Genomic DNA, 15,509 nt, shown 5'->3' with positions numbered 1-15,509 from the left:
TGTGATGACCATGGACGGTGCGAAAAGTACTCGGCACAAGGGGCAGTGGATTCTGCTGGACGAGGCTGGCCTGCTCTACGCGATCGGCGGCGCGCTCTATACCGGTGTGTCGACGAACAATGCTGACCTGGTTGTGAAGAAGGTTGTCGCACCGCTGATTGAGTCTGCGCGGGAGTCTCACATCGAGCAGCGCGCGACAGCGCGGTTCAAGTCCGGCTGCTACGACGTGTGGGTCAAGCCGGCGCTCGGCGGCCGGGACGGCGCGTTGATCGCGGTGCAAGCATGTTATGTCGATACCGGAGCCGCGTTCCCGTCTTGCCCGGCGATTGCGGTGTGGGAGTGGGAGGAACCGCCCGCCGGGGCCGCTGAGCCGCTACAGCAGTGGTGGGGCGAGGACGCGCCCAGGTTCTACGGGGTAGACGCTCCGAACAATGACTGGAGCGGCGGGGCGTCTGGGCGCGACCCGTACCGCTTCATGGATAGCATCCTGACAGAGGAGTCGCGTGTGGCGACAACGGCGATCATGCAGGACTTCCGCGACGCCGAGGTCGACAAACCGCTGATCAAGTTCATGGAGCAGTGGCATGTCGCGACGAACTCGCGCCGCAGCGTCCGCGCTGTTGGCCGCAAGAAGTCTGACACCTACTACCGCGGCTTTTCCGCGACGGTCGACGCAAGGCCTGCGCAGCTGTCGACCTCGCTTCTTCGGCAGCTGGGGGCCTACGCGGCCATCACGACCGACCCGCTCATGGTGGTTGACGCGGTTCATGACTCGGTCGCGGTCACCAGCGAGGACTTCGCCGGCCTCGGCGTGCCGGTGCCGGCGGACAGCAGCCTCCGCACTATGGTGCATCCACGCGATTTGAACGGTGTTCTCTTGCTGGTGCGCCACGCGGCGAACAACCCGGGTAGACGGTGCCGGCCCGTTGAGGGCGCGTTGAAGACCATTCACAGGGGCTGGGTCGAGGTCCGTTTCCATGCGGTGGGAACCAGCGACAGCGTGGTCCCTGGTCGGCAGTTCGTGATGTGCCGGCTCGAGGTCCTCGATCGCTCGGCTGATGAGCCGGAATCGCCAGAGGCGGAGGAGTCGCCGCCGCAACAGCGAACCTTCCACTCGAACTCGACTTAACGCAGCTCGAGCTATGAGTTCGAGGCGGTGACCCGTTGACACGTCACGCGGCAGGTCCGTGGCTGTGGTTGGAGTGGGTGGGCGGAAATCCGTGCTGACTCAGGGGAAGCCGTTCGCGCGTGCCGTTACGGGAATGTCGGCTACCGATGTGGAAACCCCTGCAGGACGTGGCGGAGGCGATTGGGCAGTTGCGCGAGCTCTCGTCGTACCGCGGGTGGTCGTGGAGGTGTTCACGAGGCTGCTGATGCGGTGGTGTCGGTGCACGCGGGCCGCCGCTAAGATTGGGCACCGGTCTTGGCGATCGTCGCGGAGGCGGGTGGGATCGCTACCGATCTCACTCGCCTCCCGGCGACGGGAGCAGCGTCCACCAAGGCCAAAACTCGGGGCGGGCCTTACCAGGGCTTTCCGGCCCTTGGGGGCGGTCGTTAGTGACAGGTCAGGTGTTGTCGCGGCTGGGGGCAGGGACTTTAGAGTTCGCTGGCGAGTGTCCAGGTATAGGCGAGTCCCGCGCCGGGTGCGATCAAACCGTCATGTCTTATTGCGATCATCGCGGCGGTGTCCGGTTCGCTGCGTACCATGCGGCCGCCGGTGGAGCCCAGGTGCGGTGTGAGATTCACGCGGTGGATATCGGTAGCCGCGTGGGTCAAGGTGACCTCGATATTGCTGCTGGGTTTGTCGAAGTCCAGCGTCAGCAGGTGTCCGGCAGCGGGCACGAGAGCACGGAACGTGTACGCGATCCGCACTAAACCGCCGGCGGTGTCGGTGCCGGTCACGGACATAGCAGGCGTCGCAGTGTAACTCTGCTGGTCGTCGCCGGTGTCGTGAGTGATGCGGGCTGGGTGTCCGTCGACGGTGAAACCGACGAGCTCGAACACCTCCGGTGACGCGGCGTTGAGGGTGTCGGTGTCTTCGAACATCCACACTTGCGCCGCGTGCAGGTCAGCCTGGCTGGCGTGGTAGTCGGCATAGGTGGGCACGCTGTAGAAGCGGGCGAGTTCGAGAACGCGTGCGCTGTATTCCCATTGCTGGGTAACAACAAACATCGCGCCCGCACCCCGCGCCGGGCCATCCCGAAACGGTGACAGCGTGATGGCCACGCGGGTGTTATAGCGGCGTTCGCTGGCCTCGGTGAACATGCGCCGCATCTGGCGATAGGTGTCAAGAGCTAACGGCGCATCGTCGCCGGATTCGACCGTTATCCCGGATTCAATTAAGGCACGGATCGCGTCGGGGGCAAGGAGTGTGCGCATGGTGTCCGGGTTTGCGGTCAACGCTGCTACGACCGCGTTCGCGGCGGCGGGATTGTTGCGCTTGTGGGATTGGTCGAGTCGTTCGTCGGTGCGCTGTTCAAGATCGCGGGCGCGGACGTAATCCCAGCCGACACCGATCAACCCCAGCGTGAGAAGGGTGGAACCGAACTCGTTAAACGGGATGAACTCCAACACCGGTAGTTGTTTCACGGCGGGAATCCGCGCCACAAACATCAGGATCACCCCGGCGGCGGTGACGATCGTTCCCAAGAGTTTGAGTTGCGTTCGATAGAGCCGCTGCAGAACCGAGTCCCGATCATCACCCACAAACAAACACAATACGGATTCACGACAACACAAAAACGGCCGGGGATACAATGGCGAACGGCGGCACCCCGGGCGTATCAGGTCCGGGGTGCCGCCGTTCGTTGTGTTCAGCGTTCGCGCGGGTGCCGCGCTCGGGCTACTTCTTCGGGCCGGTTCCGGCCGAGGTGCCGCCTCCGCCGCCGCTGGGTGTGTCCACAGGGTCCTCCCTTCGAGCACTTCTCGAACCACCACGCCAGGCACACCGGTGTGCGTCCTGACGCACCCCAACGTGAGGGGTAGCAGGGAGGCTATACGCAGACAGTTGGGACGGGAATACGCCCGGCATATATCCATGGGGCGATGACACTCTGGATCACAACGCGCGGGACGGTTTCGATGGGTGCATCATGGCACCATCGACACCCCACCCAGGCGCTGAAACCCTGCTTGAGCTGGGCAAACGAGTACGCGCGCAGCGGGAAGCGCTCGGGATCTCCCAGGAGAGGCTCGCCGCGCGGGCCGGGCTGCACTGGACGTTCATCGGCCAGGTCGAACGCGGCAAGCGCAACCCCAGCACGATCAACCTTCTCAAGATCGCCTACGGCCTGGAGCTCAACGCGGGCGTGCTGGTGTCCGACCTGCCCGTGCCGCCGACCGATCGAGACAAGCCCGACTGGTAGCCCCCACCCGCGTCGCCGCAGGTCGCAGCGCTTCGTGTCGTTGGCCGACGCACCCCGATGGCCCAATCCCGGTAGCACCCTCTGGCGGCGGCTGTCTGGCGAACTGGGCAACCCTGCCCGCGCGGGTGGTTGGGGTGGCCGTGGTGACTTACTGGTCCGTAACGCTCAACTCGCGGTAGGCGATCCGCTACGGTGATACGCGCGGCCGATCGGTCTAACCGATCACGCCGCGATAGGTCGCGCCGATCACCCAGGACGGCGCGCGGGTGGCTGGGAGGGTCACGCGGTGTCGACGTGGGAGGGCAACCTGCCTGACGGGCAATATCAGCCGGTCACGGAGGGGATAGAGGTACATAAGGCGCGGCTCAAGGGCGCGACGGACGCTCTGAGCGCCGCGACGCGCAGCGGCGAGGACATCGCCCTTGACAAGGACGCCGCGCACGCCGTGCTGGCGAAGGCTGAAGAGATTTTGGACCGGCTCACTGACCAGAAGTCGCGAGCGATGGCCTTGCAGCAGATGAAACCACCGTCAGACGATATGGCGAGCCAGGCCTATAACAAGTTGGCGACCAACGGAGCAACGCCCGGTTTTTTCGAGGCGCTTTCTCCTTTTGCTCGGGCTTTTGATAACGGCGTGAGTGAAATCGATGGCCAAGTGAAATACCTCAAGACATTTATCAAAAGCCTCCGAAAAGCGCTAGGACTCACGGTCGCCGATGACGAAGATGCCGCTACGACAGTCGGGAAGGCTGGAGCGCCTGCGTCGAATGATGGGGGATACTTTTAGTTATGCGCCGAATCGCCTACGCCGCCATGGTGTTGACTTCACTCGTAGTGCTCTCCGCCTGCACTGACAAGGGAGCGCCCGGAACCGCATCCCCCGCGCCTTCGACGTCGGGAGATACAGCAACCGGGAACACTTCCGTCCCGTCGTCCACAGGGCAAGCATTGCCCTACGGCGGCGCACCGAAGGTGGCCGATCCGCTCCCGGCGGCAGTGCTTTCCGGGGACCCTTGCTCTGACGCGCTCACGCCAGAGCAAGTCCAGCAAGCACTCGGCAACTCGAACCCTGGCAAGCCTGATTCGATCGCGACGGGCGCGTCCTGTTCGTGGTACAATCCGTCTACGTCCGCCAAGGTTGCGGTGACTTACGTGACGAAAACCCACGCTGGGCTTAGCGCTGTGTACGCGAATGTGAAACCGGCGACCCCAGCATGGAAAGAACTTTCCCCGATCGACGGGTTTCCAGCGGTGGCGCATCACTTCACGACTGGTGATTGCACGATCAGTGTCGGGATCGCTGACGATCTTTCTGTTGATGTCACAGGGTTCCTGAGTAGCGCGAAGGAAGACGCGGGCGCGGACCCGTGCGAGTCGACTGCAAGGGCGGCCGGCACCGTTGTGGAAAACCTGAAGAAGAAGGCGGGCTGATTGTCGTGGCTCAGTCGATTCCTGAGGCTGTGAAAGCAATGAAGCGCGGCGACATCACGTCATGGGTGTCCACATCGGACGATGCGCTAACCATCGGGCAGGATCAGCGAAGCCTCAGCGATGATGTCGCGAAAGCTGTCGAAGAGTTGCGGCAGGCGTACTCCGGTAAGGGTGCGGACGCTGCGATTAACCGGTTCGCGACGTTCGGTAACGCGGTCGGTGTTTCTGGGGACAGTTTGACGCAGAACGCGAGCAACGTGCAGAGCACCGCCGCTTACTATCAGACGGTCGCGGCGAAGATGGAAGACGTCGATCCCCCAGCACAAAAAGTGTTCGGGTCGGTCACGCCGTGGTGGGTTGATAGCGAAGCGGAAACCAAGCGCTACAACCAAATTCAGGCACTGAACACCCAGACCTATATGGAGTACTACGACCACGCGACCTCGCAGGGCAGGGGTCTGCAAACCGACTACGGCCAATTGAAGCCGTTTGACGCGGGCACGGTGTCCATCGACCCCGGCACCACCGGTACGAAAGGCACGACCGGGACCACGAGCCGCACCACGGCGGGCAAGCACCGCGCCCCCGATACGGGCACGGTCACCCCCGGAACGGGCACCACTCCCGGCACTGGTCCTGGACAGAGTCCCGGCGGGGTCGGTCCGGGTGGCACCACGCCGCCGGGCGCGGGTAAGCCTGGCGGGCTCGGGAGCGACGACGGTACCGGCGCGGCGGCCTACCAGCCGCCCGCGACGCTTCCCGGTGGTGGGCTCCCCGGTGGTGGGGTGAACGCTCCGGTGCAGGTCCCCGGCGGCACTGGCCCCGGCAGTGGGGTTTCGGTTGGTCCGTTCGTCGGAACCGGCGGCCTGTCCGGGGTCGGTTCCGGTTCGGGGTCGGGTAGCGGCGCGGGCAGGCTCCCCGGCTCGGGCTCTGGGCAGGCCCCTGGCGGGGGTGTGCGTTCGGGCGCGGGAATGGTCGAAGGCGAGCCGGTCGCGCGGGGTGGCCGTGGTTTGGCCGGCTCCCGCCTCACCGGCGGTAGTGGTGGACCTGGTGGGATGGCCAACGGCGCGGGGCGTGGCAAAGGCGAAGAGGACAAGGAACACAAGCGCCGCTATGGGCTTGATGAGGTCGTGTTGTTCCCGGCCGAAGACGAGAACGACCCCGATAGCGGGATCGACCCGGTAACGGGTATGCGTGTGACGAAACCGACGATCGGCTAGCCGCGCGTGACCGTACTGGAAACACCGGTCACCTTCACCGTGATGGAGTTTGTGACCGCGTGGGGAATGCTCGATCTCGGCGACCCGCCGCCTGTCGTCGGTACCGATATCCATTTTTTCGTCACCGACGACGAACGCGACGAGTTGCACACCCGCACCATGGATGTGCTGACGCGCGCACGGTTAGCGCGGCGTGACCGGATCAGCCCGCTGTGGTTTAGCATGCTGCGGCTGCTCGCCTTACCGGAGCGCGAGTTTTATGCGCTGTCTTACCCGGATCATCACGGGGTCTTGGTGGCTGCTGCGGGGGATCACGCTGCACGGATCACCGCTACCGGGGGCCGGGTGGTTGTGGAGACGGTCCCGGCCGCGCGGCTGGCTACCAGCCTGCTGGGCACTCTGCCGGATGTGGACGGTGCACCGGTCCGGGCGGTGCGGGTTCCGCGTGCGGTGTTCGAGTCACCGCCGCAAGCGGCGAGCGTGCTGGACGAGGAACCTGATACCGCTGATCTGGATTATCTGCGGGCGGTGATGGCTCGGGAGCGGGTCGCGGTGCACCAGCTCTACACCGCCACCCGCTACCGGGGTGAACGGGTCGCTTCGTCCCCGATCACCGCGTTAGATTTGGCTGACGACGGCGGACGCGTCCTGACTTACCTCACCGGCGACGAACACATTGTGCTAACGCCGGGGACGCCCCGCGATGTCATCAAAACCTTGAACGACACCGCAGAGGCTTTGACCGGATAGCCGTTGCTGATTCAGAAAATATCGAGTCGTCCTGATTTGGCTTCAGCGATGAGGTTCCGCCACGCGGAAACGCTGACTGCAAGTAAACCTCTGTGCCGTGATTTGGTGTCACGGACGCAAATCGCATCGTCGAGGAACATGACCTCAACACAGGCGGGGTCGTTGTTTTGTCCGGTGCGGCTGCTGACGAACCATTTGTGCCGGGGGTGCATTGATGGTCACTTTCCCATGTCGTCGACAAGTTGAGCGAGGTAATCGATCGTTTGCGCCTGATCTAACGCGTTTTGCTGATATCGAGTAAAAAGCGCGTCGAACTCCGCTGTTTCTTGTGGGTCTTCTATGAAGTTCAGCGGTCCGGCGAGAACGGAGGCGGCGGCGACACGATCCATGCGCCCGTCAAAGTCAAAGACGGTGAAACCGCCCGAGCGGGCCGGGCTTTTCGGGGTTGAAGCGCGCAATATTTGGAGAGTGATGGAGGGCTGCGTGTACGCGATTCCGAGCAGGTGCCTTAATTGCTGCTCCATCACGTCGTAGTTCCTCAAGACGTCGGTAACTGCGTGTTCGCCAAGTATGATGTGGATTCGCTTAGTGTCGGCCGCGTTGGCGAGTTCTTGTTGCCGCTTGAGTGCAAAAGAAATTCGCATCTCTAACTCGTCGGCGCTCCAGGTGACGCCTTGACTTTCCTCCCGTATCGCCCGCATGTAAAGCGGGCTCTGCACAAGACTGGGGATAAGTCCAGATTGGTAGATCATGATAAGTGACGCTTCGTCTTCGAGTAGCGAGAAACGCGAAAACTGTTCAGGGAGCTGGTTGGCGTAGTTGTTGCGCCGGGACCGTTTCCGCGCTTGGGCGGCAAGTTCGGCGATTGCCTCTGCTTCTGCACCTGGGACGACATAGAATGTTGTGAGCGTTTCCACTTCGCGAACATTGAGGTTTGCTTGCCCATCCTCGAAGGAACTAATGCGCGTCGTGCTGCACCTCAACAGTTGGGCTACATCGGCAAGCGTCTTTCCGGCTTTGACGCGGTAACCGCGCATGGCGCGCCCAAGCTGCATCCGGTCGACCGTTGGCCGAATCTTGCCCATTGCATGTGCCCTTCTCGACGCGCGAAAACACACGCGCCCATTAATCCGATCGGTTGATTAGTGAAGCCTTTTCAGGCCTTAAGCCTTGTCTTAAGTGTGTATTTCGCACTTAAGTGGTTTCCAGGCTGCTCGGATGGTGGAAATCATAGGGCTCGCGTCATGAAGGCGCACAGCAGGTAAACCCTATGCCTTTCAGCGTTCACGCACATGCTCACGGTGATAGTTCGCAGCGTTAGCACCATGAACGAAAGGGGTTCGGGGCCTTGAGTAGTAAAATCACTGTCGGCACAACGATAGCCATTGATGATCTCGATGACGTGCCCACGCGCTTCCTGCGCGACGGCGGCATTGAGTTTGATTTGGGTAGCGCGCTGGGCTCGGCGTACTGCTCTTTGACCCTGACCGGTGAGGCGGTGCGGGCTCTGCCCAGCATTCTCGGCAACGTGGTTTCCACCTCCGCTGACGCGGGTGGCGACGATGAATGACGGCGTGCCATGGGAAAAAGAGTTATATGGCGACGTTTCATTGGAATCGGGGTTGGTGTTCGATTCGGCGTATATCCGCTGCCGAGTCACCGGTGATCTGCGGGTGGAAATCACGATCGCTGATCGCGCCGACCCGGCTCGCCGCTGGTTTGGAGTGGCGTTAGGTGAAGCTGAGGCGGGTGTCTTGCGGCAGGAAATCGTGACCGCTGAGCGCACTATTGGCGAGCGCCGACGACGCAAGCTCTACCGGCGCGAGCTATAGCCGGTCCTGATCACGGCCAGGCCAATGCCAGCCAGGCGGCAGGCCCGCTGGCTCGGGCTCCGCGCCTTGGTCGGTGTGCTCGTCGCGGTGTTCCTGGTTGGCTTTTTCGGCTGTGATGCGAGCAGTGATGTCCGCGATGGTCGGCCGTCCTCGCTGAAGGCGAGCTCGCCGCCGGTGGTTGTAGATGATGATCCCGACCGTGTACGCGGCCGGTGGGGCGAGGATGAGCGCGGCGCACAACAGGAGCCGCGCCGTATCCATGCCAACTCTCCCAGGGGGCTGTCCGTCTTGTGGATGGCCGAGGGGCGCGCGGTCGCTGTGCCTGCCTGCGGAGGAGGGGGGTCTCCGGTCGGGCTGGTGGAGCGCGCCTCCCCTCGGCCGTGGCCAAGCGGCCCCGCCTGCGTGGTGTGGCCGCGGGGAAGCCGGGACGCCTGGCCGGCGGTCGGACGTCGCGAACGACCGCGATCACCACCGTGCTCGAACGAGTCCTCGGTGGGCGAGAGGCTCCGGGGTTCGGCCGCGGTGACCTGTCGAAGCGAAACGCGGGTGTTGGGCCGGGCCTCTTCGGCGGTGGCTATGGGGCGCGCTGACCTGCGAGAGCGTCGTGAAGTGATAGGTCGGGCCTATCGTTCGGACCTATTTTTCCGCCATCCATTGCTCTACATCGCGTCCCTTCGCGTCTACTCTGGGTAGTATTCCAACTGTTTACGTCTAGCTGGCGGCACAGGGGGCGCGACGCGCGATGCGGACGACGATCTACGAGCAGGGACCACCGGACCCGGCCGTGTGGGACGAGCCCGCTATGCGCGAGGCGCTGGCCAACCGTGACATGGCCGAGGTGTTTCGCCTGCTCAAGGCCCGTGGTATCTCTCAGCGCAGGATCGCCGGTTTGACCGGGCAAGCGCAGCCAGAGATCAGCGACATCCTGCGCGGGCGGATCGTGTCCAGCTACGAGCTGCTCTCCCGCATCGCGACCGGCCTCGGTATCCCGCGAGGTCTCATGGGGCTTGCCTACAGTCCGGGCCTCGACCCGGCCGGGCACCAGGGGCTCGCTTCGGCTGCGGGTGGTGTGGCTTCCTGGATGCCGGGTGACACCGGTCCGGGAGGTAGCGACATGCAGCGTCGAGCGTTCATCACGTGGGTAGCCCAGGCCGCGATCGCGGGCGTGAGCGCAGCCGAACTCGCCCGCGTGCTCGATCAGCCGGCGAACGCGACTACTGTCCCGGTCCAGTCGGCCGGGCGGATCGGGGTGCGGGAAGCCGAAGCGCTCGAAGCGAGTGTCTTGGCGCTACGGGCACGCGATGACCTGCTCGGCGGGGGCGCTGTGGTGGCGACCGCGGCCGGAGAAATCGGGTGGGCACGCGCCCTGCTGACCGCGTCGGCCTCGGATACCGTGCGCCAGCGGGTGCAGCTCGCCAGCGCCGACCTCTACAGCGCCGCGGGATGGGCTGCGTTCGACACCGGAGACCCGGAGCAGGCCCGGGCGTGGCTCGCGGCCGGCCTGGCGCTCGCGAAAGACGTGAACGCGCACGACCTGGCCGCGAAGGTCCTGTTCCAGCTGGGTCGCATCTACCTGCACGACCAGGATGGGGACGGCGCGCTGAAGATGTTCCAGCTCGGGCAGCTCGCCGCGCAGGACTCCGGGGTGCCGCGTGCGGTCGCGTTGATGCATCTGTCGTCGGCGTGGGCGAACGCGGAACTCGGCCGGGCCGACAACGCGATCGGGCTGCTGGATCGCGCCGGGGACGAGCTGGCCCGTGATCCCGGTCCGGAGCGAGCGCCGGCGTGGCTGGCGTTCATGGGGCCGGAAGAGATCGACGGGATCAGCGGCATGGTGTACACGGCGCTGTCGGCCCGTGACCGGGCTTATGCGGAGAATGCTGTGCTGTACGCAACCCGCTCGTACGAGGCCCGGCCGGCTTCCGATGCCCGCTCCCGCGCGAGCGACCAGATCGCGATCGCCGCCGGCCAGCTGCGCGCGGGAAATCCCCAAGCCGGCGTGAAGACCGCTCGTCTGGTGCTGCCGCAGGTCGCGGCCCTGCACAGTGCTCGGCTGACCGACCGATTGTCGTGGGTCGGCCAGGCGGCCACCCTCTACCCGAAACACACTGAGGTACGAGAGTTGCTAGCGGACTTGAAGCCTAACGAGACGATCTGAGCCGAGCTCGTCGAATGTGGTCTCGTCGGTGGTGCGCGGGCTGTTGGCCAGCGACGATCGCGACACTCAGTGCGAACGGGCGCTGGCTGTGGGTAGCCATGGGGCGCTGCAGGCACGTATCGTGTGAGGCGTACTGGCCGAGTCTGGAGCAGAGGCGGTAGCAGTCGTATGCAGCGCGAGGGCCCGGCCAGCAAGGCGCAACGCGATCGACTCCGACGCGAGATGCAGGAGCAGGGCTGCACCCTCGACCAGATCGCCGCGGAGATGGCCACGCGTTGGGGGTTCAGGCCCCGCCAGGCATGGCGGCACGCTCAGGGATGGACGCAGGCGGAAGCTGCCGACCGCTACAACCGGTTGGTCGACGCGAACGATGCGGCTATGACCGGAAATCGTATCAGTGATTTCGAAGCCTGGCCGCCTGGTGGCGTGAAACCCACATTAACGACTCTAGCGGTGCTGGCGCGCGTGTATGGGACGGCCTCGCGGAATCTCGTTGACTATCGCGACCGCGAGAAGTTCACCAAGCAAGAGTTGGTCGCGCTTGATGCGGCTTCTGCGGATGCGAAAGTGCTTGACGACGACAATGATTCGAAGCCTGTGTCGCGCAGTAGCTCTGCCGAGTCACCCATTCGGGTCTCGATAGTGCAAACCGCTGAGGTACCGTTGTCTCGGTCGCGGCAAGATCTGTCGACACCAGTGTCAATCCACGACTTCGTTGTCAGCGCAGCTCAGGAGTCGCGAATTCACGCAGAGGATTCCCAGGGACTTATCATGCCGGATTTCACCGTTGACGAGATTGCCGATGAAATAGAGCGGCTGTATCGGGAACGTGCCTATCTTGACCCTCTGATTGTGTTTTCGAACACCGTGCAGGTTCGAGACGCGATCTATCGGCTGCTGGACCGAAAACAGTATCCACGGCAAACCACGCAACTCTACTACCTGGCCGCGGTGACCTGCGCGCTCCTGGCGAACCTCAGCGACGCGCTGGGGTCCACGCCAGCATCGATCGAGCAGTCACGGGCCTCGTGGGCCTACGCGGAAATCATTGGCCACAATTCTCTGCGTGCATGGGCGCGGCAAGCTTTGGCGGCAAAGGCGCTGCGAGACAAGCGCCCGCGCAGAGCCCTCGAGTTAGCGCAGTCAGGTGTGCAGTGGGCCAGTGAGCCCGTCTCTCGTGCCAGCTTGCACCTGTCGATCTCAAAGTGCGCATCTCGTGCTGGGCAACCGGAGGTAGCGCGGGATGCTCTGCAAACCGCGATGGAATCTTATAGTTCAGCGCAAGGCGACAGCGAGATATTCGATCGTCTGGGCGGCATTTTTAGCTTCCCGCAAGGAAAATTCCGCTACGAATCGGCGACCGCATATCTAGAGCTTGGTGATGTGACGAATGCCCGCAGCGCGATCACGGACGCGGTAGAGCTGTATGCCGGCATGCCCGTGGAGAAACGAGGAGTGGACCGTGAAGCTGCCGCGAACATCGTGCTCGGCCATGTCCGACTTCTCGACGGCGACGTCGAAGGGGCTGGCGACGCGCTCAACCCCGCGTTCGAGCTAGTGCCACAACAACGCGTCAAATGGGTTGTCTCCCGCATGCGACAGTTCCAGGACGCGCTCGCCAGTAGAGAAGGAGCCTCCACGTCGGCGGCGGGACGACATATCTGCCAGGCTGTCGAGGATTTCACCGGCGTAACCGCCGCTAGCGTTGCAGCGCATCTTCACGGGTGACTAGTTCGAAAGGCGCGACCCGAATATGGCCGACCACCTCTCTGGCGACAATGTCAGTCTCCTTACCGAACTCGAACCCCTCCTGCAGCCCTATGAGTATGCCGAATGGGACACGTTAACGGGCGACAGTGTGGACGATCCCACCAAAAAGCGCTATTGGGAAGACCTCGGGTAGCGCGGGTAACTCACGCATGGACACTCTGCTGAGCTTGATTTCCCCGCAGCCGGTTCACGAGTTCCTCGGCGACATCTACGGACAGGCTTGGTGTCACTACCCTGGCAGTCCAGATCGATTTCAGCACTTGGCGGGTTGGGAGACGCTGAATCGATTCCTGGCAACTCAATGGTTCGAAGATCCTCGGATCCGTGTCACTCGAGCCGGAACCCTGGTGCCCCCTGACCGGTACACCGAGCAGATCGGCCGCACGGCCGGGCAACCGTATCGCCGCCTCGTCATCAATCGTCTCTATACGGAGCTCCGTGGCGGCGCGACGCTCGTAGTCGACAGAATTGACCAGGCGCACGAACCTCTGCGTGAACTCGCGGCTTTGTTGCAAAAAGAGCTCCGCGTCCGCGTCTTCTCCAACTTGTTTGCCAGTTGGGAGGCGGTCCCCGGGTTCGGGACGCATTGGGACGACCATGACGTGTTCATTATTCAGCTTGCCGGAGTGAAGCGCTGGAAGATATTTGGCGAGACGCGACGATCGCCGTTGCCCTATGACGTGGCGAGAAACCCGCGACCTGAGAATGATCCGCTCGCGGAGATTGACGTCGCTCCCGGTGATGTGCTGTACGTGCCGAGCGGTTGGTGGCATTCAGTAAGCACTCTCAAAGGCCCGTCACTTCATGTGTCAGTAGGCGTGACGCCCGACGTGGGCATCGATCTACTCAACTGGCTCGTGAATCGAGCCAAAGAACATGAGGTATTTCGGCGGCGGATTCCGCGTCACGCCGACGATGCAGAGCAGGCGGCTTACCTTGAGAAGGCCGCGGAGGTTTGGGATTCGCTGTGGCGGTCAGAAGATGTACTCGATGACTTCTTTGCGTATTCCGACGGAATTGGTCGCGGTATTCCATATTTTAGCTTGCCGGACGTCGGTGACACCAATAATGTCCTCGCGCGAGCGAGTCATGATGTCGTCCCGTTGGTGCCGCGGGCGGCAATGACGCCCACACCTGACGGCAAGGGGTTTGTGTTCGCGGCGCTCGGTCGACAGTGGTCCTTTCCGGTTGCTGTGAAGGACGTGTTCGACGCAATATTCGGCGGCGATCCCAAGACAGTGTCGGGCATCCTCGACGCTGCGCCGACCTTGTCCCATCGTCAGGTCGCCGACGTCATCTTCGAGCTGATGAAGGCCGGAGTGGTTGTCCTTCGCTGAGCTGCCACCGGGAGGGTGTCCTGGCGGCAACCTTCCGCGGGAACGGCCTATCTGGCCCTCGCACTACTCACGGTTAGAGACTATCGTCGCTCCGTCGTCACGTTTGGGCTGGTCAACGTCCGGAGCACTGCTGGGGAAAGATCCCCCAGTGCTGGTCAGGGCAGGGGTGAGTAAGCCGTTCATGCTGGTTGCCGTGGGTACAGCCGTTGAGACGAAGGGGCGCGGGACCATGCCTGACAACCTGCTCGAACGCCACGTCGTGAGCGCTCTCGAGCCGCAGCCGACGAAGGCTGCCATCCCGGCGACGAACCAGGCTCGGTGACATGATGACCAGTTTTCCGGTGTCGACTGTGCTGCTGCTAGCGGTGGCCGGCGGGTGTCTCGCGGCGGGGATTCTCCTCGGTGTCGAGGTGGTCGGCGCTATCACCCGCCGCCGCGAGAGGCGGATCGCGCAGGAGCGGCGAGCGTTGAACGCGGTGTGGCGACGTCTGCGTGACCAGTTCGGCATTGCCCGGCTGTCGTGGCTACAGGACTTCCTGGACCGACCAGATGTGTTTGACGACCGTGTCAAAGTTGGTAGCGCTGGCATTCACGCTTGCGGCCACTGTCACGGTAGCGACAGCTCCCGAACGACTGATGTGCATCGGCGCTGAGAAAATGCAGATTGCAATGCGAATGTTTCGTGTTGGTTCTCACATTAGTGATGATTCTGCAATGAACCGAATACTCACTGTTCTAGGTTTACTACGCTCGAAAATTTCTCAACTTTGAAAGAGGGCGGTGTGCGCCCGGACTTCCCCACGTCCCTTTATGTGAGCATGCTCGGCTCGCGTGGGCCGGCGGGGCCGGTTGCGTTCATTGCGCCTACCGCGGCGAACAGTGAGAAGGTGTGCAGTGGCGGACGACGAGACTGGAGATTCGGACGATCACCGAGGTGAGGACGGCGCTAAGCGGCAGGAACAGATTCGGCGTGCACAGGCGGTTCTCTCGCGCCTGGGCTATCTGACTGATGAGCTTAGTCGGCTGACGAGTCCAGTCGAGTCTCCAGGCGAAGGATCTTCTCCTGGTCTCTCTTCCGGTCCTCCTGTAGTTCCGTAATGTGTTCTTGCATTTCATCTATGCGGCGTATGAGTTCGGCCATAAGCGCGTTGCTATTGCCCTCGTTGACGATCTGTTCGGCGAGGGCGGCGTCGTTGGGGTTCAGCACGAAGACCCCGCTGCGTTCGATCGACTCGACGATGCCCTGGTCGCTGAGAATGGAGATCGCTTTAACGACGGTGTTTTTGGCGGCGTTGTAGCGCTCGGTGAGTTCGGAGTTCGGTGGTAGTCGCTGTCCTGGCTTGAACTCGCCGGCCTCGATTGACGCGCGAATCTTGTCCGCGACCTGGTGAGCGCGGACTGCGGCGGAGTCGGGGCGCGCGCGGGCTTCAGCCATAGCGCCAAGAGTAACGCTCTGTTGCCCTTGTGCCTATCCGGCACTCGTCTCTCGATCGTCTATCGACTGATGTCTCACCTGCTTGTCGAACTGTCTATCGACTACTTGTCGACTCATACCCCGCCCCTCTGTCGCATCTGGCGCACAACTGACTCTTGACTGTCGCACGACAGATGCTACAGTTGCGACAGATGTACCAATTGGTGTGAGG

General features: G+C 63.0%; 17 protein-coding genes. 12 read left to right on the top strand and 5 right to left on the bottom strand.

The window, feature by feature from the left end; translation table 11 throughout:
* Positions 1 to 4 precede the first annotated feature (4 nt).
* Entirely contained in the window at positions 5 to 1,129 is a 1,125-nt protein-coding gene (locus ACWEN0_RS08155) for a hypothetical protein (protein WP_451970189.1), read from the top strand.
* A 467-nt stretch (positions 1,130 to 1,596) separates the two neighbouring features.
* Here the strand turns inward: ACWEN0_RS08155 and ACWEN0_RS08150 are convergent, their stop codons facing one another.
* Positions 1,597 to 2,706 (bottom strand): hypothetical protein, encoded by a 1,110-nt coding sequence (locus ACWEN0_RS08150; RefSeq protein ID WP_451970186.1) that lies wholly within the window; start codon positions 2,704 to 2,706, stop codon positions 1,597 to 1,599.
* A 386-nt stretch (positions 2,707 to 3,092) separates the two neighbouring features.
* Here ACWEN0_RS08150 and ACWEN0_RS08145 point away from each other — a divergent pair, with 386 nt between their 5' ends.
* From ACWEN0_RS08145 to ACWEN0_RS08125, 5 genes are all read left to right on the top strand, one after another.
* Complete coding sequence (locus ACWEN0_RS08145; protein ID WP_451970184.1) at positions 3,093 to 3,365, top strand: helix-turn-helix domain-containing protein; 273 nt, start codon at positions 3,093 to 3,095, stop codon at positions 3,363 to 3,365.
* Positions 3,366 to 3,651: 286 nt separating this feature from the next.
* On the top strand, positions 3,652 to 4,152 hold the full coding sequence (locus tag ACWEN0_RS08140; protein ID WP_451970181.1) for a hypothetical protein: 501 nt from the start codon (positions 3,652 to 3,654) through the stop codon (positions 4,150 to 4,152).
* Positions 4,153 to 4,154: 2 nt separating this feature from the next.
* On the top strand, positions 4,155 to 4,796 hold the full coding sequence (locus tag ACWEN0_RS08135; protein WP_451970178.1) for a DUF3558 domain-containing protein: 642 nt from the start codon (positions 4,155 to 4,157) through the stop codon (positions 4,794 to 4,796).
* Positions 4,797 to 4,834: 38 nt separating this feature from the next.
* A complete protein-coding gene (locus tag ACWEN0_RS08130) occupies positions 4,835 to 6,016 on the top strand; it encodes a hypothetical protein (RefSeq protein WP_451970175.1) in 1,182 nt (393 codons plus the stop codon).
* Positions 6,017 to 6,022: 6 nt separating this feature from the next.
* Complete coding sequence (locus ACWEN0_RS08125) at positions 6,023 to 6,766, top strand: ESX secretion-associated protein EspG (RefSeq protein WP_451970172.1); 744 nt, start codon at positions 6,023 to 6,025, stop codon at positions 6,764 to 6,766.
* 11 nt (positions 6,767 to 6,777) lie between these two features.
* Here ACWEN0_RS08125 and ACWEN0_RS08120 read toward each other — a convergent pair whose 3' ends face one another.
* Both ACWEN0_RS08120 and ACWEN0_RS08115 read right to left on the bottom strand, forming a co-directional pair.
* Positions 6,778 to 6,978 carry a DUF397 domain-containing protein gene (locus tag ACWEN0_RS08120; RefSeq protein ID WP_451970169.1) on the bottom strand — a complete coding sequence of 67 codons (201 nt, stop codon included), beginning with the start codon at positions 6,976 to 6,978 and terminating at the stop codon, positions 6,778 to 6,780.
* A 6-nt stretch (positions 6,979 to 6,984) separates the two neighbouring features.
* Positions 6,985 to 7,851: a helix-turn-helix domain-containing protein gene (locus tag ACWEN0_RS08115; protein WP_451970166.1), complete on the bottom strand. Its 867-nt coding sequence runs from the start codon at positions 7,849 to 7,851 to the stop codon at positions 6,985 to 6,987.
* A gap of 263 nt (positions 7,852 to 8,114) precedes the next feature.
* Between ACWEN0_RS08115 and ACWEN0_RS08110 the strand changes: the two genes are divergently transcribed.
* Together ACWEN0_RS08110 and ACWEN0_RS08105 are read left to right on the top strand one after the other, a co-directional pair.
* The gene (locus tag ACWEN0_RS08110) at positions 8,115 to 8,336 is read left to right on the top strand and encodes a hypothetical protein (protein WP_451970163.1); all 222 of its coding nucleotides are present in this window, start codon (positions 8,115 to 8,117) and stop codon (positions 8,334 to 8,336) included.
* Positions 8,329 to 8,598: a hypothetical protein gene (locus ACWEN0_RS08105; RefSeq protein ID WP_451970160.1), complete on the top strand. Its 270-nt coding sequence runs from the start codon at positions 8,329 to 8,331 to the stop codon at positions 8,596 to 8,598. The genes ACWEN0_RS08110 and ACWEN0_RS08105 overlap by 8 nt, the downstream gene beginning before the upstream one ends.
* Here the strand turns inward: ACWEN0_RS08105 and ACWEN0_RS08100 are convergent.
* Complete coding sequence (locus tag ACWEN0_RS08100) at positions 8,593 to 8,859, bottom strand: hypothetical protein (protein ID WP_451970158.1); 267 nt, start codon at positions 8,857 to 8,859, stop codon at positions 8,593 to 8,595. The genes ACWEN0_RS08105 and ACWEN0_RS08100 overlap by 6 nt on opposite strands.
* Positions 8,860 to 9,340: 481 nt before the next feature.
* On the opposite strand from ACWEN0_RS08100, the gene ACWEN0_RS08095 reads away from it, so the two are divergent.
* The 4 genes from ACWEN0_RS08095 (at position 9,341) to ACWEN0_RS08080 (ending at position 14,516) form a co-directional block, all read left to right on the top strand.
* Positions 9,341 to 10,756 carry a helix-turn-helix domain-containing protein gene (locus ACWEN0_RS08095; protein ID WP_451970155.1) on the top strand — a complete coding sequence of 472 codons (1,416 nt, stop codon included), beginning with the start codon at positions 9,341 to 9,343 and terminating at the stop codon, positions 10,754 to 10,756.
* 168 nt (positions 10,757 to 10,924) lie between these two features.
* Positions 10,925 to 12,484 (top strand): hypothetical protein, encoded by a 1,560-nt coding sequence (locus tag ACWEN0_RS08090; protein WP_451970153.1) that lies wholly within the window; start codon positions 10,925 to 10,927, stop codon positions 12,482 to 12,484.
* 191 nt (positions 12,485 to 12,675) lie between these two features.
* Entirely contained in the window at positions 12,676 to 13,863 is a 1,188-nt protein-coding gene (locus tag ACWEN0_RS08085; protein ID WP_451970151.1) for a cupin domain-containing protein, read from the top strand.
* Between the two features lie 323 nt (positions 13,864 to 14,186).
* Positions 14,187 to 14,516, top strand: coding sequence for a hypothetical protein (locus tag ACWEN0_RS08080; protein ID WP_451970149.1), 330 nt, complete (start codon positions 14,187 to 14,189; stop codon positions 14,514 to 14,516).
* Positions 14,517 to 14,878: 362 nt separating this feature from the next.
* On the opposite strand, the gene ACWEN0_RS08075 is transcribed toward ACWEN0_RS08080, so the two are convergent.
* Complete coding sequence (locus tag ACWEN0_RS08075; protein WP_451970147.1) at positions 14,879 to 15,298, bottom strand: winged helix-turn-helix domain-containing protein; 420 nt, start codon at positions 15,296 to 15,298, stop codon at positions 14,879 to 14,881.
* Between the last annotated feature and the right edge of the window lie 211 nt (positions 15,299 to 15,509).

The organism is Amycolatopsis sp. NPDC004378 (genome assembly GCF_053602455.1).
Note: the sequence above shows the minus strand (reverse complement) of the source record. Positions and strands in the feature narration are given on the sequence as shown.